At 63.0% G+C, this 20,171-nt stretch carries 18 protein-coding genes; 12 read left to right on the top strand and 6 right to left on the bottom strand.

The window, feature by feature from the left end; all coding sequences use genetic code 11:
* Positions 1-26: 26 nt before the first annotated feature.
* The gene (locus FJ942_RS13845) at positions 27-1,331 is read right to left on the bottom strand and encodes a M23 family metallopeptidase (protein WP_140897963.1); all 1,305 of its coding nucleotides are present in this window, start codon (positions 1,329-1,331) and stop codon (positions 27-29) included.
* A gap of 160 nt (positions 1,332-1,491) precedes the next feature.
* Entirely contained in the window at positions 1,492-1,959 is a 468-nt protein-coding gene (locus FJ942_RS13840; RefSeq protein WP_140493897.1) for a peroxiredoxin, read from the bottom strand.
* A 95-nt stretch (positions 1,960-2,054) separates the two neighbouring features.
* Between FJ942_RS13840 and FJ942_RS13835 the strand changes: the two genes are divergently transcribed.
* A complete protein-coding gene (locus tag FJ942_RS13835) occupies positions 2,055-5,444 on the top strand; it encodes a DUF3971 domain-containing protein (RefSeq protein WP_140624749.1) in 3,390 nt (1,129 codons plus the stop codon).
* A gap of 7 nt (positions 5,445-5,451) precedes the next feature.
* Here FJ942_RS13835 and tyrS read toward each other — a convergent pair whose 3' ends face one another.
* Positions 5,452-6,705 (bottom strand): tyrosine--tRNA ligase, encoded by a 1,254-nt coding sequence (gene tyrS, locus FJ942_RS13830; RefSeq protein WP_140897961.1) that lies wholly within the window; start codon positions 6,703-6,705, stop codon positions 5,452-5,454.
* A 299-nt stretch (positions 6,706-7,004) separates the two neighbouring features.
* Between tyrS and FJ942_RS13825 the strand changes: the two genes are divergently transcribed.
* The 4 genes from FJ942_RS13825 (at position 7,005) to FJ942_RS13810 (ending at position 10,616) form a co-directional block, all read left to right on the top strand.
* Positions 7,005-7,739, top strand: a complete 735-nt coding sequence (locus FJ942_RS13825) for a glycosyltransferase family 2 protein (protein WP_140515786.1) — start codon at positions 7,005-7,007, stop codon at positions 7,737-7,739.
* Positions 7,732-8,064, top strand: coding sequence for a lipid-A-disaccharide synthase N-terminal domain-containing protein (locus FJ942_RS13820; RefSeq protein ID WP_140493889.1), 333 nt, complete (start codon positions 7,732-7,734; stop codon positions 8,062-8,064). Before FJ942_RS13825 ends, FJ942_RS13820 begins: the two co-directional genes overlap by 8 nt.
* A 43-nt stretch (positions 8,065-8,107) precedes the next feature.
* Positions 8,108-9,757, top strand: a complete 1,650-nt coding sequence (locus tag FJ942_RS13815) for a glycosyltransferase family 39 protein (RefSeq protein WP_181169903.1) — start codon at positions 8,108-8,110, stop codon at positions 9,755-9,757.
* Between the two features lie 190 nt (positions 9,758-9,947).
* Positions 9,948-10,616 (top strand): phosphatase PAP2 family protein, encoded by a 669-nt coding sequence (locus FJ942_RS13810; protein ID WP_224619385.1) that lies wholly within the window; start codon positions 9,948-9,950, stop codon positions 10,614-10,616.
* A 17-nt stretch (positions 10,617-10,633) separates the two neighbouring features.
* Here FJ942_RS13810 and FJ942_RS13805 read toward each other — a convergent pair whose 3' ends face one another.
* Both FJ942_RS13805 and FJ942_RS13800 read right to left on the bottom strand, forming a co-directional pair.
* Positions 10,634-11,284, bottom strand: a complete 651-nt coding sequence (locus tag FJ942_RS13805) for an FMN-binding negative transcriptional regulator (RefSeq protein ID WP_140897957.1) — start codon at positions 11,282-11,284, stop codon at positions 10,634-10,636.
* Positions 11,285-11,300: 16 nt separating this feature from the next.
* Positions 11,301-11,975 carry an alpha/beta hydrolase gene (locus FJ942_RS13800; protein ID WP_140493883.1) on the bottom strand — a complete coding sequence of 225 codons (675 nt, stop codon included), beginning with the start codon at positions 11,973-11,975 and terminating at the stop codon, positions 11,301-11,303.
* A 241-nt stretch (positions 11,976-12,216) separates the two neighbouring features.
* Here FJ942_RS13800 and FJ942_RS13795 point away from each other — a divergent pair, with 241 nt between their 5' ends.
* The 7 genes from FJ942_RS13795 (at position 12,217) to sufA (ending at position 19,459) form a co-directional block, all read left to right on the top strand.
* On the top strand, positions 12,217-13,380 hold the full coding sequence (locus FJ942_RS13795) for a cysteine desulfurase family protein (protein ID WP_140564711.1): 1,164 nt from the start codon (positions 12,217-12,219) through the stop codon (positions 13,378-13,380).
* Positions 13,381-13,565: 185 nt separating this feature from the next.
* Positions 13,566-15,083: a Fe-S cluster assembly protein SufB gene (gene sufB / locus FJ942_RS13790; protein ID WP_140564709.1), complete on the top strand. Its 1,518-nt coding sequence runs from the start codon at positions 13,566-13,568 to the stop codon at positions 15,081-15,083.
* 27 nt (positions 15,084-15,110) lie between these two features.
* Complete coding sequence (gene sufC, locus FJ942_RS13785) at positions 15,111-15,866, top strand: Fe-S cluster assembly ATPase SufC (RefSeq protein WP_140564708.1); 756 nt, start codon at positions 15,111-15,113, stop codon at positions 15,864-15,866.
* A 25-nt stretch (positions 15,867-15,891) separates the two neighbouring features.
* Positions 15,892-17,160, top strand: a complete 1,269-nt coding sequence (gene sufD, locus FJ942_RS13780) for a Fe-S cluster assembly protein SufD (protein ID WP_140515796.1) — start codon at positions 15,892-15,894, stop codon at positions 17,158-17,160.
* A gap of 183 nt (positions 17,161-17,343) precedes the next feature.
* Positions 17,344-18,579, top strand: a complete 1,236-nt coding sequence (locus tag FJ942_RS13775) for a cysteine desulfurase (RefSeq protein WP_140494998.1) — start codon at positions 17,344-17,346, stop codon at positions 18,577-18,579.
* A 5-nt stretch (positions 18,580-18,584) separates the two neighbouring features.
* Complete coding sequence (locus FJ942_RS13770) at positions 18,585-18,977, top strand: SUF system Fe-S cluster assembly protein (RefSeq protein ID WP_140493873.1); 393 nt, start codon at positions 18,585-18,587, stop codon at positions 18,975-18,977.
* A 101-nt stretch (positions 18,978-19,078) separates the two neighbouring features.
* Positions 19,079-19,459 (top strand): Fe-S cluster assembly scaffold SufA, encoded by a 381-nt coding sequence (sufA, locus tag FJ942_RS13765; RefSeq protein ID WP_006206001.1) that lies wholly within the window; start codon positions 19,079-19,081, stop codon positions 19,457-19,459.
* Between the two features lie 161 nt (positions 19,460-19,620).
* On the opposite strand, the gene FJ942_RS13760 is transcribed toward sufA, so the two are convergent.
* Positions 19,621-20,118 (bottom strand): GFA family protein, encoded by a 498-nt coding sequence (locus FJ942_RS13760; protein ID WP_140560977.1) that lies wholly within the window; start codon positions 20,116-20,118, stop codon positions 19,621-19,623.
* Positions 20,119-20,171: the final 53 nt, after the last annotated feature.

Below are 20,171 nucleotides of genomic sequence, written 5' to 3'. Positions count from 1 at the left end.
GGATGGCGGCGGCCTGGGCCCGTGCGTTAGAGATACTGCGCGACCTTCTTGCCGACCGTGAGGAAACGCAAAGGATCGATCGCTTCGCCATTGTGGCGGACTTCGTAATGCAGATGCGGGCCGGTCGAGCGACCGCTGCTGCCGGTCTTGCCGATGACAGCGCCGGCATCCACTTTTTCGCCCACGGTCACGTCGATTTCGCTGAGATGTCCATAGCGCGTGGCAAACCCATTGCCGTGATCGACTTCGACCATGCGGCCATAGCCGCCATTCCAGCCCGCCTTGATGACCACGCCTGGCGCGGTGACCTTGGCCGCCATGCCGATCGGCGCCCTGAAGTCCATTCCCGAATGCAGGGCGGCCGTGCCGAGGATCGGGTCGGTGCGCATCCCGAACGGGCTGGTGACGGAATGACCGGGTGCGGGATTCGCGAGCGGCAGCCGGCGTGCTTCCTTCTTGAGCTGGTCGAGCGTGTCCAGCGCCTCGTCCAGTTCCTTGACCTTGCTGTCGAAAAACATCGAGCTGTCAAGCGGGATCAGCGGTCCGCCGACATCGCTTTCGTTCTTGCCGAAGTCGCTGTCGACCGGCAGCCCGGCCGCCTCGAGCGCCTGGGTTATGGCGTCGGCATTCTTGTAGGCGTTGTCAGCAAGTATGCTGATGCGCGTGAGCTGGTCATTCTCGATGGATTTCAACGACTTGTTGATCGAAATGAACAGCTTGTCGGCACGATCGGCGGCTGAATCGTTCGGCAGCGGATCGGAGCGGGTCGCCCACAGGGAGAACGGCCTGGTGTCGGCGGCGCCAGGGGCGGCGCCGAGGCTGGCCAGCGCGTAGCTTTGAGCAGGCTGGGCGATGCTGCCGGTCACTTCGGCGTGTTTGTCAGGCTTTGCCGGCACTGCCGGATCTTCGGCCGTCGCTGCGCCGACTTCATTTTCGGCGCGGTCGAGCAGCGGGCCGAGGCGGCCGTGGCGCTGGCTGAGTTGCGTCTGGCGCTCCAAAAGCTCGCTCACCTTGGTTTCCATCAATTGCTGGTCAAGCAACTGCCGGCTGGTGATGCGGTCGACCTGGGCGCGAAGCGCCGAGATGCGGTCTTCGTAAGCCTGCTGCATGCGCGCCTGGCGCGCGGTGGTGGCGCCGATCAGGTCGTCGCGCAGCACGAGATAGGAGGTGGCCAGCAGGTAACCGATGGCGATCGCCGCCAGCGCCGAACCGAGAAATACAACCAGCCAGGGCCGGATCGTGAAGTGCCTGATCTCGCTGCCGCGGGCGATGATGACTGTATGCGGTTCCTTGCGCCTGCCAAAGATCGCGGACTGACCGGTTGCGTTCACGGGACCAAGCTTTCGTTTACGACACCACGACAGCCCGACTACACATTATTAAGGTTAACAAAGCTTTGCCGAAGCAAGACGCCGGCAAGAATTGCCCGCAAAGCGAGCATGGGGTTGCTTCGCATCGCTTTCTGAAAACAAGGGCGCGGAGGCGCCCCCCTCAAATCGCCCGCACAGCTTCCAGCACCTCCTCGGCATGGCCCTTGACGCGCACCTTGCGCCAGATCCTGGCGATGCGCCCGTCGCGGCCGATCAGGAACGTCGCGCGCTCGACACCCATGTATTTGCGGCCATACATCGATTTTTCGACCCAAAGGTGGTAGGCCTCGATCACCTTGCGCTCCTCGTCGGAGGCAAGGTCGATGGTAAGATCGTATTTCGACTTGAACTTGTCGTGCTTCCTGGCGCTGTCGGGCGACAGGCCGATCACGACGGCGCCGGCCTTCTCGAACTCCGGCTTCAGCTGCGAAAAGCTGATCGCTTCGGCGGTGCAGCCGGTGGTGTCGTCCTGTGGGTAGAAGTAGAGGACGACAGGTCTGCCGGCAAAGCCGGCCAGGCTGAGCGAACCACCGCCGTCCCGCGGCAACTCGAATTGCGGCGCGGGATCGCCCACATTGAGGTCAGCCATATCCATGCCCTTGTTTGAGGTTACGCGCGAAGCCACACCGATATAGTGTCGAGCGGGGATTCGTCCACGAGCGAGTTCGTAGAACGGAAAATTGCGTGGATCAGGAGCAACCGCAGCACGAGAAGATCAGGTTCAGGCGGGATGAAATCACCGACCTGGGCGCCTTGCCATCGGCTTGCCGCGTTCCGCCGCTCGGCCAGGCGGCGATCGGCCGCGGCTTTCGTATCCTATCGCGGCTGTTTGCCGGCGCCGTTGCGCTGGTGCTGCTGGCGGCGGTGGCTGTCTATCTCATCGGTGTCTCCGGAATAGGGGCCGACCGGCTGCGCGTCGAGGCGGAGGCCGCCATCGAGAAGCTTGCGGGCGTCGATGTCGATGTTGCGGTCGGGCCCGCCCGCATCACCCTCGACAGTTCGAGCTTCGTCGCGCTCCAGGTGAGCGACGTCAGCCTGAAGGCCAGCGACGGTAAACCCATGGCCGATGCGGGCAGGGTGCGTTTCGGCATCCGCCTGCTGCCGCTGCTTCGAGGCGAGGTGCGGCTGACCAGCGCCAGGATTTCCGATGCGCGCATCGTTACCGCGGCGATGCCGTCGGGCGGCGACTGGACGGCCGAGCTGCGCAATCGGGACGGGCTGATCGATCCCGAAAAACTGTCCGATGCGCTCTTTGCCAACATCAATCACGCTCTCGATGCGGTGCGCGAGGAATCGCTGCACCGTATCGATCTTCACAATGTGGCATTCGTTTTGCCCGACACCGAGGCGGTCAGGTTGATCACAGTCGCCGACGCGGTCGTCCTGCAGTCGGGGACAGGCGGCATGGAGTTCTCCTCGCAGGCAAATGTCGACGGCAAGGCGGTGACCGTCGCCGCATCCGCCAGCCGCGATGCCGAGACCCGGCGCGTGATATCGCTGGATGCCACCGTCGGCATCGCCGAAGACGGCGGCGAGAGCGGCGCCACGGCGTCCGGCGGCAAGTTGGGGGCGCTCAGCGTGACGCTCAAAGGGTCGCAAGGAGCCGGCGACACCGCGTCGCGGCTGACGGCTGCCCTGTCGTCCAGGGGATCGGTGCTTGATCTCGGCACGCGTGGCCTGCTGTCGGCCGATGTCGATCTCGGCGCCACGCTCGTCCGCGGCAGCAACAAGATCCAGGTGGACAGGCTGTTGCTGAAGACCGGCCGCTCGACCTTCGATTTCGCCGGCTCGATCGGGCCCAGGCCCGCGACCGGCGCCGCTGGAGAGGAGCCGGCCTACCGATACGATCTGACCAGTGACGGCTCGACGCTGGCGCCTTCGGAATCGCCGGAGCCTGCGCTCACCTTCCTTGCCCGCATCGCCGGCGTCTATCAGACCAAAAGCCATAAATTGGTAGCCGATCAGATCGCAGTCCGGTCGGCCGCTTCCAGCGAGGTCCTTGGAACTGCGGCCGTGCAGTTCGTTGACGGCAAGGCTCCCGGCATCAATCTGGCGCTCAACGTGCACGACATGCCGGTCTCGCACGTCAAGCAGCTTTGGCCATGGTTTTCGGCGCGCAACGCGCGGCTCTGGGTATTGGACAATCTGTTCGGCGGCCGCGTCGTCGACGCCAATCTTCAATTCCAGGTGGTGCCTGATCGCCTCGGCAATGGCGTGCCGCTTTCCGCCGACGAGGTGTTCGGCCGCTTCCAGATCGAAGGATCGCGTTTCGACACGGCTGGCCGCATCCCGCCGATACGCGATGCCGTCGGCGTCGTCGCCTTCCACGGCAATGACGTCGATATCTCCCTGTCTTCCGGTACTGTCTTCATGCCCAGCGGCCGCACGGTGGCGGCCAGCAACGGCACGCTGACGGTCAAGGCGGCCAACCGCCCGCCGGTCGTCGGCGCGCTCGACATCGACGTTGCCGGCGAAGCGTCCGCGGTCGCTGAACTTGCCTCCTACGAGCCGATCAATGCCATGCGCCATGTCGGCTTCCTGCCCGAAGACCTGTCCGGCAGCGTCACCGGCCATGTCAGGGCCGATATTCCGCTGCAATCCGGCGTCGACAGCTCGAAGCTCGATTGGCTGGTATCGCTCGACTACAGCGGGCTTTCACTGGCCAAGCCGTTCGAAGGCCAGAGCGTCACGGATGCCGACGGTTCCGTCACGGTCGACCCTGAAAAGGCTGTGATTTCCGCCAAGGCATCCCTGAACGGCATTCCGGCCGAACTCGACCTGATTGAGCCGCTGGAGAATGGCGGACCGGCACGCAGCCGCAAGGTGGCCCTGGTGCTCGACGACAAGATCCGCGCCGCCGCCATGCCGGGGCTGGCCCCGTTGCTGGGCGGAACCGTGAAAGTCGCGATCGACAAAAGCGGCGACGGCAACCAGAACGTCTCGGCCGACCTGACCAATGCCAGGCTCGACATCCCCTGGGCCGGATGGAGCAAGGGGGCAGGGGTCCCCGCAAGTGCTACATTCGTCATGACCACGTCCGGCGATACCACGACGCTGTCCGACTTCGACCTCGGCGGCAAGACATTTTCCGTCGACGGCAACATCGTGCTGGTCAACGGGGCCCTGTCGTCGGCAAAGTTCAGCAAAGTCGCGCTGAACCGGGGCGACGACGTGGCGGTATCCGTCAAGCGATCGGGCAGGGGCTATGCAGTCAACATCAGCGGCAACGCCCTGGATGCCCGCTCGCTGATCAAGCAGTTCACCTCCGACGTCGACACCGCGACCAAGACGACGGGCGCCGACGCGATTTCCGTCAGCGCCGACGTCGATCGGCTGACCGGTTTCCACGACGAGCAACTGTCCAACCTCAAGCTCGACTACAGCGCGGCCGGTTCGAAGGTGAACGGGCTGAAGGTCAGCGCCACTGCAAGTTCGGGAGCCGCCATAGCCATCAGCAACACGAGCAGCGCCGGCCGACGCTCGCTCAACGTACAGTCGGCGGACGCCGGTGCGATACTGAGATTCCTCAACATCTACGAGCACATGGAAGGTGGGGCGATTGCCCTGGCCTTGTCGGGAACGGGCGACGGGCCGATGAAGGGCAAGGTGGACACGACGAACTTCTTCGTCGTCAACGAACCGAAGCTCGCGTCCATCGTCTCGACCACCCCGGCAGGCGACAGCCGCAGCCTCAATCAGGCGGTCAAGGGCAAGCTCGACACCTCGCGGGTACAGTTCGAACGCGGCTACGCCGAGATAGAGAAGGGCAGCGGCTATCTCAGGCTGGCCAATGGCGTGCTGCGCGGTCCCCGCATCGGCACGACGTTCCAGGGCACGCTCTATGACCAGAACAACAACATGGACATGACCGGCACCTTCATGCCGGTCTACGGCCTCAACCGCATCTTCGGCGAACTGCCCATCGTCGGCGCGCTTTTGGGCAATGGCCGCGACCGCGGCCTGATCGGCGTGACCTACCGGCTCAAGGGCAACGCCAACAAGCCGCTGCTCGACATCAACCCGCTCTCGGTGATCGCGCCGGGGATATTCAGGTCGATCTTCGAGTACCGGTGAAGGGGCCTCAAACCGGCCGCACCAGAATGTGTTTTTTCCTGCCGAGTGAAAGCTTTACTACGTTTTCCGGACTCAAATCCTGAAGCGTCACCATGCGGCGGTCATCGCTGACCGGCTGGTCGTTGAGCCGCACCGCACCGCCTTGCACATGCCGCCGCGCTTCGCCGTTGGACGCCGCCAGCCCGGCGGTCACCAGCAGCGCCAGGATGCCGACGCCGGCTTCGAGCTTGGCGTTTTCAACCTCGACGCTCGGCAGCGTCTCGGCGAGGGCACCTTCCTCGAAGGTCTTGCGTGCGGTTTCGCTGGCCTGTTCGGCGGCGCCGCGACCATGGAGCAACGCGGTGATCTCCGTGGCGAGGATCTTTTTCGCCTCGTTGATCTCGGACCCACCGAGCTTCTCCAGGCGCGCCACCTCGTCCAACGGCAGCGTCGTGTAGAGCTTCAGGAAACGGCCGACATCGGCGTCCTCGGTGTTGCGCCAATACTGCCAGAATTCGTAGGGCGAGAGCATCTCGGCATCGAGCCAGACCGCGCCCGTGGCGGACTTGCCCATCTTGGCGCCCGACGAGGTGGTGAGCAGCGGCGTCGTCAGCGCATAAAGCTGCGCGTCCTCCATGCGGCGACCGAGATCGATGCCGTTGATGATGTTGCCCCACTGGTCGGAGCCGCCCATCTGCAGACGGCAGCCGAGGCGCTTGTAGAGCTCGACGAAGTCGTAGGCCTGCAGGATCATGTAGTTGAATTCGAGGAAGGACAACGACTGCTCGCGGTCGAGCCGCAGCTTGACGGAATCGAACGCCAGCATGCGGTTGACCGAAAAGTGACGGCCGACGTCGCGCAGGAAATTGACGTAGTTGATCTCCATCAGCCAGTCGGCGTTGTTGACCATGATCGCGTCATTCGGGCCGCTGCCGAATTTGAGATACGGCATGAAATTGCGGCGGATGCCGGCGAGATTGTCGTCGATGTCGCGCGGGGTCAGAAGCTTGCGCGCCTCGTCCTTGAAGGAAGGGTCGCCGATCATCGAGGTGCCGCCGCCCATCAAGGCGATCGGCCGATGGCCGGTCTGCTGCAGCCAGTGCAACATCATGATCTGGATCAGCGAGCCGGCGTGCAGGCTCTTGGCGGTCGCGTCGAAGCCGATATAGGCCGTCACCGTCTCCTTGGCGAAGAGATCGTCCAGCCCGGCATCATCCGAAGTCTGGTGGATGAAGCCGCGCTCGCTCATCGTGCGCAGGAAATCGGATTTGAAGGCAGGCATTTTTTCTTTCCCGAAGCGTCCGCCCGTCCGGCGCGGGCGTATGTGAAAGCGCGCGTTTAGCACCCAAGCGCGATCAGCAAAAGTGGATTCCGGTTTTGCGCCCGATCGCACTTCGACCAGGGGCTTGGCAATCACTTGTTGTTGAAACGCCGCAAGCCGCCTCTCGGCGCGGATGCTTGCTTCATTGTTTGTGCTGGCGTAATGAGGCGCGCGCCAAAAGGTCCTTGCAGCCCACGACCTCAAGCGGCACCGCACGGCATCCACCCAATGCCATATCCGACGACAGAGCCCCACGCGACATGCCGGACGCATTGATATCCATCGTCATTCCTTGCAGGAACGAGGCGGCAAACCTGCCGCTGCTGATCGATGAGATCGAGGCGGCGATGACCGGGCGCGACTTCGAACTGATCATCGTCAACGACGGCTCGACCGACGAAACCGCAGCCGTTCTCGCCAGGCAGGCAGCACTTCGCCCGTTTCCAGTCAGGGAATTGCGGCACGAGAAATCCGCCGGCCAGAGCCTCTCGGTACGCTCCGGCGCCTGGGCGGCGCGCGGAAGCATCGTCGCCACGATCGACGGCGATGGCCAGAACGATCCTCAGTACATTCCCATGCTGGTCGACGCCTTGCGGCGGGCCGGGCCCGGCTACGGCGCCGCGCAAGGGCAGCGCCTGAAGCGCCGCGACAGCAAGGTCAAGCAACTGGCATCGCGGTTCGCCAACTGGCTGAGAAACGCCATCCTGCATGACGAGACGCGCGACACAGGCTGCGGCCTGAAGGCGGTCCACACCGAGATCCTGCGCAAGCTGCCGTTCTTCGACGGCACCCATCGTTTCGTTCCGGCGCTGGTCATCCAGGAAGGATACCATGTCGTGCATTGCGACGTCGTCGACCGCTCCCGCCGCCACGGCAAGTCGAACTACGGAATTTTCGACCGTGGCCTGCAGGGCGTGCTCGATCTCTGCGGCGTCTGGTGGCTGCGCCGCAGGCGTCGCCGGATGCCAAAAGTAGAGGAAATCACGCATGGTTAACGTGCTTCAGGAACTGGTGACCTGGATCCACCGGGTCTTCATCGAACAGTTCAACGCGTGGATCCTGCTCGGCTTCGTCGCCCAGTTCTTTTTCACCATGCGCTTCGTCGTGCAGTGGCTCGCATCGGAAAAGGCCAAGCGAAGCGTCGTGCCGATCGCCTTCTGGTTCTTCTCGCTGTTCGGCGGAGGTCTGTTGCTGATTTATGCGATCAAGCGGCAGGACCCGGTGTTCATCGCCGGCCAGGGCATGGGCTTGTTCATCTACATCAGAAATCTCTGGCTGATCGCCAATGAACGCAAGGCGGCGATGACGAAGGTCGATTGAGCGGCTTTGCGCATCAGGGAAGAATGGTCGGAGAGGCTGGAATATGGCGCTGAACAGGAACTACATCCTTCTTTTCCTGTTCAGCCTGGTGATGACGGTGTCGGGACTTGCGTCCATGCCGCCGCTGGACCGTGACGAGCCGCGCTTCGTCCAGGCCACCAAGCAGATGGTCGAGAGCGGCGATTATGTCGACATCCGCTTTCAGGACGCTTCGCGCTACCAGAAGCCGATCGGCATCTATTGGCTGCAATCCGCGGCCGTGGCTCTGAGCGGCAAGGGCGCCGCCGCACCAATATGGGTCTACCGCCTGGTGTCGACGCTGGGCATCGCCTTGGCCGTTCTCGGCATCGCCTGGACGGGCACCAGGCTTTTCGGAGCCAGTGCCGGCATCGCCGCCGGCCTGGTGATGGCGGCGATCTTCGCCACCGCCTTCGAGGGCCGCGACGCCAAGACCGATGCGATGCTGCTGGCCTGCTGCGTGGCGGCGCAGGGCGCGCTGGCGCAGATTTACCTGGCATCGCGCCGCAACGAGCCCGTCGCCGGCCATCTGTGGTGGATATTCTGGCTGGCGCAAGGGGCCGCGATCCTCATCAAGGGGCCGATCGCCCCACTGCTGTCGGCGCTCACCATCGCTGTCTTGTTTGCATTCGAACGCGACGGGCGCTGGCTGTCGAAGCTCAAGGTGGGGCGCGGCCTGCTGCTCGTCGTGCTGATCGTGTTGCCCTGGCTCGCCCTGATCACCTGGAAAAGCCACGGCGCCTTCCTCCAGCAGGCCGTCGGCAAGGATATGCTCGGCAAGGTCGCCCAGGGCGAGGAATCGCACGGCCTGCCGCCCGGCTTCTACATGTTGACCTATTCGCTGTTCATGTGGCCGTTCGGCCTGATCGCCGTCGGCGCCGGCCTGCAAGCCCTCAACCGGCTGCGCGACGATGTCAGGCTGCGCTTCTGCCTCGCCTGGTACATCCCCTTCTGGCTGGTATTCGAACTGATTCCGACCAAGCTGCCGCACTACGTGCTGCCGGCCTATCCCGGCATGGCGCTGCTGATCGGGTGGCTTTTGACATTGCAGCCGCAGGAAGCCAATGCGCCGCTCCGGCGTTGGCAGCAATGGTTGTGGTGGTCGACGGCCTTCGGCCTGGTCGTGGTCAGCTTTGGCCTGGCCGCGGTCTGCGTGGGCGCCCCGATCTATCTCACCCATACTTTCTCCTGGTGGAGCATTCCGGCGGCCGCATCAGCGCTCGGCGCCGGCTACCTGGCCTTCTCGCGACAGCTGCAAGTGCCGCTTGCCCGTATCGGCGCCGTCGCGGCCTGCGCGGGCATCGCCTATGGGTTGCTGTTTGGTGTCATCGCCCCGTCCTTGAAGCCGATATGGCTGAGCCCGGCGATCAACGAGGCTGTGCGCGCCAACAAGCCTTGCGACACCTCGGTGCTGGCATCGGCGCGGTATCACGAGCCGAGCCTTGTGTTCCTGGTGGGTACGAAAACGGTGCTGACCGACATCGATGGCGTGGCAAAGCATCTGCTTGCCGACCCCGCCTGCGCGCTGGGACTGGCGCCGGTCCAGGATGAGCAGAAACTCAATGGATTGCTGGCCGGGCAAGGCATGGTGGCGAGCCGTCTTACGACGATCGACGGGCTCAACTTTTCATCGGGAGACAAAATGTCGCTCGGCCTCTACCGTATCGCCCAATGAGTTCGACAACGGGGTCGAGTTTTCAATGCTGGTGAAACCGCGCCCTTCCGTTTCCATTGCGCCCGCTGCGGTGGTGCGTCGGTCCGTTGGAAATTTCCGCGACACGCTGCGGATCGTCAGAGGGCGCTTCGCCGCTCGTTCCGCTTCGTATCCCAGAATCCTATGGCCGCTCTGGATCTCAACCTGGATTTTGCTGACGGCAGCGGCATTCGTCGGCCTCGACACCCCGGCGGGACTGCTGCACGGCCGGTGGTCGGCGGGCTTCGGCCGGCTTGCCGAGTTCCTGACGCAGTTCGGCCTGGGCGGCTGGTATCTCATCCCTCCGGCACTCTTGCTCATAGGGGCCAATCTGACGGACTGGCGAAGCCTGTCGCGGCGGTCATTGATGCTCGTCTACAACTGGACCTGCCTGGCGTTCCTTACGCTGAGCGCCGTCGGTCTGTCCGGCCTGCTGGTCAATGTCCTGAAATATGCGGTCGGCCGGGCGCGTCCGCTCTATTTTCAGGATCTCGGCGTGCTCTCGCTGCGTCCCTTCGCCTTCGATGCGCGCTTTGCCGGTTTCCCGTCCGGTCACGCCACGACCATGGGGGCCGTGTTCGGCATCCTGCTGCTTTTGTTCCCGCGGCGCTGGTACATCGCCTTGCCGATCACGGCCTGCATCGCCTCGACGCGGGTCTTCGTCGGCGCGCATTATCCGAGTGATACCGTCGCCGGCTTTGGTCTTGGCTTTGCCTTCGCGCTGGTTTGCGGACTGGCCTTTGCCCGGCTCGGCTTCATCTTCAGCCCGACACGATCGGGATTGCCGGTGCGCAAGCAGACGTTTCGGCTGATCGGTCGAACAAGCCGAACGGCCGTCTGATCCATCGAGCCTGGGATTTAGTCGCCGTTCAGTCCGCCATAGGACCTTACCAGGTTCACCATGTCGGACGAATTGGCCGTCTCGCTTTCAAGCCCGTGCGCAACGCCTGCGCGGTCCGCGACGGGACGGTTCTGGCTGACCTTCCATTTGCCATGGATTTCGCCGATCTCGATCTCCAGCCCGATGATGCCCTTGATCTGCGACTGGATGAACGGGGCAGGTGCATCCGTTACCGCCCATGGCGCCTCACGCGTGCCTTCCTGCGAAGCCGTCAGGTCGGCGATCTGCCGCGCCAGCCAGTCCTGATCGTCGATCACCTTCGCGATGCCGCGCACCTGCACGATGGCATAGTTCCAGGTCGGCACCACCTTGCCGGTCTCGCGCTTGGTCTCGTACCAGGACGGCGTCACATAGGCGTCGGTGCCCTGGAAGACGATCAGCACCGTCGAGGCCGGATTGTCGGCGATAAGCCGCCATTGCGGATTGGCTTTGGCCAGATGTGCGCGCAGCCTGCCGTTTGGCCCGACATCGGCGTCGATCAGGAACGGAATGGCGTCGGCGACCGGCCCTTCGGGTCCGCTGGAAACCAAGAGGCCGAGCGGATGTGCCCGGATCAGCCCGTGCAGCACCTCCGGCCGTGTTTCCTGGAAATGAGGAGGCTGGTACATCGCGATCATCCGTCCTTTAGCGCAGCCGCTTCGGGCGCGGATCCGACAATTCGCCGGCCAGCCGGCGATCGAGATAATCCGCGCATTCCTCGATCAGCAGTTCGGCATCGTTGGCGAAGAAATGATTGGCGCCGGGCAATGTCTTCTGCGTGATGGTGATGCCCTTTTGCGTGTGCAGTTTGTCGACCAGGCCTTGCACGTCCTTCGGCGGCGCCACCTTGTCGGCGTCGCCATGGATGATCAGGCCCGAGGAGGGGCAGGGAGCCAGGAAGGAAAAGTCGTAGGTGTTGGGTTGCGGCGCGACCGAGATGAAGCCTTCGATCTCGGGCCGGCGCATCAAAAGCTGCATGCCGATCCACGAGCCGAACGAATAGCCGGCAACCCAGCAACTCTTGGAATCCGGATGCAGCGACTGCACCCAGTCGAGTGCGGCGGCCGCATCCGACAATTCGCCGGTACCGTGATCGAATTCGCCCTGGCTGCGCCCGATGCCGCGGAAATTGAAGCGCAGCGTGGTGAAGTCGCGCTTCTGGAACATGTAGAAGAGGTCGTAGACGATTTTGTTGTTCATCGTCCCGCCGAATTGCGGGTGCGGATGCAAGACAATGGCAATCGGCGCGCTCTTTTCCTTCGAGGGCTGGTATCGACCCTCCAGACGGCCGGCCGGACCGGTGAAAATGACCTCAGGCATGAAATACTCCAACTTGGGTAATAAGAATGCGCGGCGCCCGGAGAACCTTCCTCTGGCCTTGACGCAGGGCGAGCGTCTTCATAGAAGCTAGTTTAGAATTGTTCAAAACTGGGTGGCCGGAACGCAATCGTCCGGCTGCCCGCGCCGCAAGCCGCGTAAATAGGACGGCTTGCCTTGGAATTTCAAGGAAATAACGCGATATCTCGGTGGAATGGCTTCTGACGGGACCAACTGGAAGAAAATGGCCGGAATGCGCGCCTATCTCGACTACAATGCCAGTGCGCCCCTGCTTGCAGCGGCACGCGAGGCTATGGTCGCGGCGCTCGATGTGGCCGCCAACCCATCATCGGTCCATGCCGAAGGGCGTGCGGCGCGTCGCCTGATCGAAACTGCAAGGCGTGATGTGGCGGAATTGGTGAAGGCCAAGGCTGGGCATGTCGTGTTCACGTCAGGCGCCACGGAAGCCGCCTCGACGCTGCTGACGCCCGATTGGCGGATGGGGCGCGGGACCATCCGCATGAGCCATCTCTATGTCTGCGAAGCCGACCACCCCTGCCTGTTGAACGGCGGGTCCTTCCCGGCCTCGCAGGTGACGCGGATCGGCGTCGACGCCAATGGAATTGTCGACCTCGAAGCAATGGCAAACGCGCTTGCCGCGCACGATAAGGCCGCCGGCCTGCCGCTGGTGGCAATCCATGCCGCCAACAATGAGACTGGTGTCATCCAGCCGGTCGATCGTATCGCCGAAATCGTAAAGGCGGTCGACGGTGTCCTCGTCGTAGACGCGGTTCAGGCGGCAGGGCGCATTTCGATCGACATTTCGGCGGGTTACGCCGACTATCTGATACTGTCGTCGCACAAGATTGGCGGCCCCAAGGGCGTCGGCGCCATCGTCGCCGCTGCCGATCTGATGATGCCGAAGCCGCTCATCAACGGCGGTGGCCAGGAAAAGGGCCATCGCGGCGGCACCGAGAACCTGCCCGGCATTGCGGGATTTGGCGCGGCGGCGCGGGAGGCTCTCATCGGATTGGAGGCCATCGATGCCCTGCGTCGGCGTCGCGACGAGATCGAGGCCATCGTTAAAATGTTGATACCGGACGTGGAAATCTTCGGAACTGGCGCGCCGAGGCTTGCCAACACGACATTCTTCGCTATTCCCGGCGTCAAGGCCGAGACTGTACAGATCGCCTTCGACCTGGCCGGTGTGGCGCTGTCGGCGGGTTCCGCCTGCTCGTCGGGTAAAGTCGGCCCGAGCCATGTGCTGAAGGCCATGGGTCACGGTGACAGTCTGGGTGCGTTGCGCGTGTCGATCGGCGCGGCGACCGGCGCGCAGGAGGTCGAGGCGTTCCGCCTGGCGTTGGCAGAAATCGCCGCACGTCGGGTGGGCAAGGAGAAGGCCGCGTAGCGGTTGGACGAATTTGGGCCTTTCGGCCTGGTAGAGCCGTGCGTTTCATGCTGGCCGGGTGAATTTCCGGCCGAGGCGCACTATATGAAACTTACGCCGCCGCGGGTGCTCCTTGGGTGCTTATCCGGCGGTGCCATAGTTTGAAAACTGTCGGGCCTTGACCCCGGCGTGGATGGAGAACGCATATGCCTGCTGTGCAGGACACGATCGATCGGGTCCGAAAGATCGACGTCGACCAATACAAATACGGGTTCCAGACCGAAATCGCTGTCGACAAGGCCCCCAAGGGCCTGAGCGAAGACATCATCCGTTTCATTTCGGCGAAGAAGGACGAACCGTCCTGGATGCTGGAATGGCGTCTGGGAGCCTATCGGCGCTGGCTGACGCTGGAAGAGCCGACCTGGGCGCGCGTCAACTATCCCAAGATCGATTTCCAGGACATCTATTACTACGCGGCGCCGAAGAGCACGCCCGGACCGAGCTCGCTCAGCGACGTCGATCCGGAGATCTTGAAGGTCTACGAGAAACTCGGCATTCCGCTGAAGGAGCAGGAGATCCTGGCCGGCGTGCAGAAGACCGATGCGTCCGAGCTCGAGGATGCCAGCGACAACGTCTACAAGTCCGGCCGCGTCGCCGTCGACGCCGTGTTCGATTCGGTATCCGTCGTCACCACGTTCAAGAAGGAACTGGCGCAGGCGGGCGTCATCTTCTGCTCGATCTCGGAAGCCATCCGCGAGCATCCGGAACTGGTGAAGAAATATCTCGGCTCGGTCGTGCCCACGTCGGATAATTTTTATGCGACGCTGAATTCGGCCGTCTTCACCGACGGCTCGTTTGTCTTCGTGCCCAAGGGCGTTCGCTGCCCGATGGAACTGTCGACCTATTTCCGCATGAACGAGAAGAACACCGGCCAGTTCGAGCGCACGCTGATCATCGCCGAGGAGGGGGCCTACGTCTCCTATCTCGAAGGCTGCACGGCGCCGCAGCGCGACGAGAACCAGCTCCATGCCGCAGTCGTCGAACTGGTGGCGCTCGATGACGCCGAAATCAAATATTCCACCGTGCAGAACTGGTACCCCGGCGACGCCGAGGGCAAGGGCGGCATCTATAACTTCGTTACCAAGCGCGGCGATTGCCGTGGCCACCGCTCGAAGATCTCGTGGACGCAGGTCGAGACCGGCTCGGCGATCACGTGGAAATACCCGAGCTGCATCCTGCGCGGCGACGATTCCAGCGGCGAGTTCTATTCGATCGCCGTGTCGAACGGCTACCAACAGGTCGACAGCGGCACCAAGATGATCCATCTCGGCAAGAACACGTCGAGCCGCATCATCTCCAAGGGCATCGCCGCCGGTTTTTCGCAGAACACTTATCGCGGCCAGGTTTCGGCGCATCGCAAGGCGACCAATGCGCGCAACTTCACCAATTGCGACTCGCTGCTGATCGGCGACCAGTGCGGCGCCCACACGGTGCCTTACATGGAAGCCAAGAACGCGACCGCGCAGTTCGAGCACGAAGCGACGACATCGAAGATTTCCGAGGACCAGAAATTCTATGTCATGCAGCGCGGCATTCCGGAGGAGGAAGCGATCGCGCTCATCGTGAACGGCTTCGTCAAGGACGTCATCCAGCAGCTGCCGATGGAATTTGCCGTCGAGGCACAGAAGCTGATCGGGATCTCGCTCGAGGGCTCGGTCGGCTGACCAGACAGATATTCAGGAAACAAAAGAATGCTTGAGATCAAGAACCTGCATGCCCGCATCGTCGATGACGGCACCGAAATCATCCGCGGCCTGAATCTCTCGGTAAAAGCCGGCGAGGTCGCCGCGATCATGGGGCCGAATGGCTCGGGCAAGTCGACGCTGTCCTACATCCTCGCCGGCCGCGAGGACTACGAGGTCACCGAGGGCGATATCCTCTACAACGGCCAGTCGATCCTCGAAATGGATCCGGCCGAGCGCGCGACTTCGGGCATTTTCCTGGCCTTCCAGTATCCGATGGAGATACCGGGCGTGGCGACCATGGAATTCCTGAAGGTTGCCATGAACGAGCAGCGCAAGGCGCGCGGCGAGGAGCCGCTGAAGATCCCCGAATTCCTGAAGCGGGTGAAGGATGCCGCAGCCTCGCTCAACATGGACATGAACATGCTCAAGCGGCCGCTCAATGTCGGCTTCTCCGGCGGCGAGAAGAAGCGCGCCGAGATTCTGCAGATGAAGCTTTTGGAGCCAAAGCTCTGCGTGCTTGACGAGACCGATTCCGGGCTCGACATCGATGCGCTCAAGATCGTCTCCGATGGCGTCAACGCGTTGCGCTCGCCCGAGCGCGCCATCGTCGTCATCACGCACTATCAGCGGCTGCTCGAACACATCGTGCCCGACACCGTGCACGTGCTCTACAAGGGCCAGGTCATCAAGTCCGGCGACAAGTCGCTGGCGCTCGACCTCGAGGCCAATGGCTATGCCGGCGTGATCGGTGAAGCCGCGTGAGATGCCAGAAGGCAAGGCAAGACTGATGAACATGCACACACAACCCCAGCGGACACCGGCCGAAACAGCGTTGATCGACGCTTTCGGCGAACGGTTGTCGCTGCTGCCAGGCGACGGCGCGGTGATGTTGAAGCGCGACGACGCCATCGAGGCGGTAAAGCACGGACTGCCGACACGGCGCATCGAATCCTGGCACTACACCGACCTGCGGCGGCTGCTGAATGCGGTGCCGGACTTCGACCCGACGGCCGTGGCCAAAGCCATCGCGCCAGTTGTTGAAGGTTCCACCGTGTTGCCGCTTCTCAACGGCGTGTCGAGCGCCAAAACGCCCGCAATCGAAGGCGTCAGCGTCCAGTGCCTGTCGGAGAAACTGACCGACGGCAGCATCGCGCCTGGGCTCGATCCCTACGGCAGCGACGATGCCATCGGGGCGTTGAACACGGCTTTCGTCGCCGACGGTTATTTCGTCGACATCGCCGATGGCACCCAAGTGGAAAAGCCGATCGAATTGCAAAACCTGCAGGCCGGCGGCCAGACGCATGTACGCCTGGCCGTGCGCGCCGGCGCCGACGCCAAGGCTGTGATCGTCGAACGCCAGGCCGGCGAGGGCGCGGCCCTTGTCAGCTCGGTCAGCCAGCTCGTGCTCGGCGAAGGCGCCGAGGTGACGTGGCTGATCATCCAGGAGCAGCCGGACACGGCAACGCATCTGGCGCAGTTCAAGGCTCATATCGGCAAGAATGCGAAGCTGACGCTGTTCGTCATGAACGCCGGCGGCAAGCTCGTGCGCCAGGAGGTCGTGGTGAAGACGACGGGCGAGGGCGCTGACTTCCAATTGCGCGGCATCAACCTGCTGGCCGGCGACGCCCACACGGACACCACCATGGTGCTCGATCATGCGGTGCCGCACACCACGTCGACGGAAGTGATCCGCAATGTCGTGACCGGAAAGGCCCGTGGCGTCTTCCAGGGCCGCATCAACGTCCATCAATACGCGCAGAAGACCAACGCCAAAATGGCTTGCAACACGCTGCTTCTGTCGGACGACGGCGAGTTCTCGACCAAGCCGGAACTCGAAATCTTCGCCGACGACGTGGTCTGCGGTCATGGCGCCACCGTCACCGAGATCGACCACAACCATCTGTTTTACCTGATGGCGCGCGGCATCGACGAGAAGAGCGCCCGTGGTCTGCTGGTGAAGGCCTTCATCGCCGAGGTGATCGAGGAACTGGACGACGAGGTGATCGTCGAGGCCCTGGAGACCAGGCTCGACGGCTGGTTTGCGGCGCATGGATGAGTGGATAGGGCTCGCTCCGGCGAACACCCCTGATCCGGCCGCTTCGCGGCCACCTTCTCCCACAAGGGGAGAAGGAAGAGCGCCTGACCTTCTCCCCTTGTGGGAGAAGGTGGATCGGCGCGAAGCGCCGAGACGGATGAGAGGCGTTGCACGGAATGAGGCGGTGCCTCAAGAGAGCTTATGATGGACCAGAAAGTCGAAACCTACGACGTCGAGGCGATCCGCCGCGATTTCCCGATTCTGTCACGCGAAGTCTACGGCAAACCTCTCGTCTATCTCGACAATGGCGCCTCGGCGCAGAAGCCGCAGGCGGTGCTCGACGCGGTCCAGCACGCCTATGCCCAGGAATACGCCAACGTCCATCGCGGCCTGCACTTCCTGTCCAATGCAGCGACCGACGCCTATGAGAAGGCGCGGGAGACGGTTCGCCGCTTCCTCAATGCGCCGAGCACCGACAATATCGTCTTCACCTCGAACACGACATCGGCGATCAACACGGTCGCCTATGGCTATGGCATGCCCAATATCGGCGAGGGCGACGAGATCGTGCTGTCGATCATGGAGCACCACTCCAACATCGTGCCATGGCATTTCATCCGCGAGCGGCAGGGCGCCAAACTGGTCTGGGTGCCGGTCGACGATCTCGGCGTCTTCCACATCGAGGAATTCGAGAAGCGACTGACCGACCGCACAAAGCTGGTCGCTATCACGCAGATGTCGAACGCGCTGGGCACGGTGACGCCGATCAAGGAGATCGTGCGCATCGCGCATTCGCGCGGCATTCCCGTGCTCGTCGACGGCAGCCAGAGCGCTGTCCATATGCCCATCGACGTGCAGGACCTCGACTGCGATTTCTTCGTCTTCACCGGCCACAAGGTCTACGGTCCCTCCGGCATCGGTGTGCTCTATGGCAAGAAGGACATCTTGCAGCGCATGCGTCCGTTCATGGGTGGCGGCGAGATGATCGAGGAGGTGACCGAAGACATCGTCACCTACAACGACCCGCCGCACCGCTTCGAGGCCGGTACGCCGCCGATCGTCCAGGCGATCGGGCTCGGCGCCGCGCTCGATTACATGGAAAAGATCGGCCGCGAGCGCATCGCCGCGCACGAGGCCGATTTGAAGGACTATGCGCACGAGCGGCTGCGCGCCATCAACTCGCTGCGCATCTTCGGCGACGCGCCCGGCAAGGGCGCCATCATCTCGTTCGAGCTGCAAGGCATTCATGCCCATGACGTGTCGATGGTGATCGACCGGCAAGGCGTGGCTGTGCGCGCGGGCACCCATTGCGCCCAGCCCCTGTTGAAACGCTTCGGCGTAACCTCCACATGCAGGGCATCGTTCGGCATGTATAATACGCGAGCCGAAGTCGATGCTTTGGCTGATGCGTTGGAAAAAGCGCGCAAGTTTTTCGGGTGACGATAATGGAAGATGCCAGCACAGCCACCGATGCTGTTCCCGACGCGGCCGCCAATGCGGTGGTTTCCGCGTCCGCCATTCCCGCCGACGAACTGGCGCGGCTGACCGACGACATCGTTTCGGCGCTGAAGACGGTCTACGACCCGGAAATCCCGGCCGATATCTACGAGCTTGGCCTCGTCTACAAGATCGACATCGAGGACGACCGCTCAGTCAAGATCGACATGACGCTGACCGCGCCCGGCTGCCCGGTGGCCGGCGAGATGCCGGGCTGGGTTGAGAACGCCGTCGGCGCCGTCGAAGGCGTGTCGGGCGTCGAGGTCAACATGACATTCGACCCGCCCTGGTCGCCCGATCGCATGTCGGAAGAGGCGCAGGTGGCGGTGGGCTGGTACTGACGTCGAGTCCGGCACACTTGCGCCAGTGGTAAAACTTCACCATTTTAGGTGAGGAATCATTCGGCAGGCCTTGAACCTGCATGGAATGGAGAAGGAAAAAGATGGGACGCTTTGCCGTCATCACGATGACCGAAAAGGCCGCCGACCGGGTGCGCGAGATCGTTGCCACGCGTGAGAATGCGCATGGCATTCGCCTCGGTATCAAGAAGGGCGGTTGCGCCGGCATGGAATACACGGTTGACCTGGTGACCGAACCCAATACCAAGGACGACCACATCGAGCGCGACGGCGCCCATGTCTATGTCGCGCCGGAAGCAGCACTTTTCCTGTTCGGCACCGAGATGGATTTCGAGCAGACGACGCTGCGCACCGGCTTCACCTTCCGCAACCCGAACCAGAGCTCGGCCTGCGGCTGCGGCGAATCCGTCGAACTGAAGCCGGCCGACCTCAAGGCGCTGGCAGAAGCACGCGCCTCCGCCTGACCTTCCTTCGTCCCGTTTACGGGGAGAAGGTGTCCCCCAGGGCCGGATGAGGGGCAGCGATAGCCCCGCTGCCGGCGTTCGTCATTCGAAAAGCCGCGCAATTGGCTTCCCGCCTGCTGCGCAGACCACTCCTCACCTCCCTTAGAACGCAGCGAAGACACTCACTCCACCCACGTCCCGGTCCGCTTATGCCAGTCGGCGATCGATTCCTCGGGATAGACGTCGAACACCTTGTCGCTCGGCCCGACATCGGGCTCGACCCAGTTGGCCTTGTATTTCAGCATCAGATGCACCTTGCTTGGCGGTTTCGGCAGGTCGCTGTCGATCGCCGAGGCGAAGGGATGGACGAGTTCCGGCCAGGTCGGGTCGTAGAGCCACAGCGCAGATCCGCATTTGCGGCAGAAATTGCGCTCTCCGGTCGAGATCTCGCAATGCGGATGTTCGTCGTCCTCGATCTCGGCCCGATAGACGCCGAGGCTCCTCTTGCCGCGGATGGTCATCGTCTCGTAGTCGGCGCCGAGATTGATGGCAAAACCGCCGCCGCCCTGCTGCTTGCGGCAGATCGAGCAGTAGCACAGCATGAACGGCACGGGCGTGTGGCTTTCCACCTCGAAACGAACGGCATTGCAGCGGCAGGAGCCTTTGAGCAGGACAGGCATGACGGGAAACTCCGGTCGATCCCCTTTCAACCTGTCAGCATGGTTTTGGTTGC

The organism is Mesorhizobium sp. B2-4-2, assembly GCF_006442845.1.
Lineage (GTDB): Bacteria > Pseudomonadota > Alphaproteobacteria > Rhizobiales > Rhizobiaceae > Mesorhizobium.
This window is presented reverse-complemented; position numbering and strand designations above follow the sequence as displayed.

Excerpts from the sequence above, each read along its gene's own strand:
- FJ942_RS13770 (WP_140493873.1), top strand. The coding sequence starts at position 18,585 with ATGGAAGATGCCAGCACAGCCACCGATGCTGTTCCCGACGCGGCCGCC.
- sufA (WP_006206001.1), top strand. The coding sequence starts at position 19,079 with ATGGGACGCTTTGCCGTCATCACGATGACCGAAAAGGCCGCCGACCGG.
- FJ942_RS13760 (WP_140560977.1), bottom strand. The coding sequence starts at position 20,118 with ATGCCTGTCCTGCTCAAAGGCTCCTGCCGCTGCAATGCCGTTCGTTTC.
- tyrS (WP_140897961.1), bottom strand. The coding sequence starts at position 6,705 with ATGCCTGCCTTCAAATCCGATTTCCTGCGCACGATGAGCGAGCGCGGC.
- FJ942_RS13825 (WP_140515786.1), top strand. The coding sequence starts at position 7,005 with ATGCCGGACGCATTGATATCCATCGTCATTCCTTGCAGGAACGAGGCG.
- sufB (WP_140564709.1), top strand. The coding sequence starts at position 13,566 with ATGCCTGCTGTGCAGGACACGATCGATCGGGTCCGAAAGATCGACGTC.
- FJ942_RS13775 (WP_140494998.1), top strand. The coding sequence starts at position 17,344 with ATGGACCAGAAAGTCGAAACCTACGACGTCGAGGCGATCCGCCGCGAT.
- sufC (WP_140564708.1), top strand. The coding sequence starts at position 15,111 with ATGCTTGAGATCAAGAACCTGCATGCCCGCATCGTCGATGACGGCACC.
- FJ942_RS13815 (WP_181169903.1), top strand. The coding sequence starts at position 8,108 with ATGGCGCTGAACAGGAACTACATCCTTCTTTTCCTGTTCAGCCTGGTG.
- sufD (WP_140515796.1), top strand. The coding sequence starts at position 15,892 with ATGAACATGCACACACAACCCCAGCGGACACCGGCCGAAACAGCGTTG.
- FJ942_RS13805 (WP_140897957.1), bottom strand. The coding sequence starts at position 11,284 with ATGTACCAGCCTCCTCATTTCCAGGAAACACGGCCGGAGGTGCTGCAC.
- FJ942_RS13800 (WP_140493883.1), bottom strand. The coding sequence starts at position 11,975 with ATGCCTGAGGTCATTTTCACCGGTCCGGCCGGCCGTCTGGAGGGTCGA.
- FJ942_RS13840 (WP_140493897.1), bottom strand. The coding sequence starts at position 1,959 with ATGGCTGACCTCAATGTGGGCGATCCCGCGCCGCAATTCGAGTTGCCG.
- FJ942_RS13795 (WP_140564711.1), top strand. The coding sequence starts at position 12,217 with ATGGCCGGAATGCGCGCCTATCTCGACTACAATGCCAGTGCGCCCCTG.
- FJ942_RS13820 (WP_140493889.1), top strand. The coding sequence starts at position 7,732 with ATGGTTAACGTGCTTCAGGAACTGGTGACCTGGATCCACCGGGTCTTC.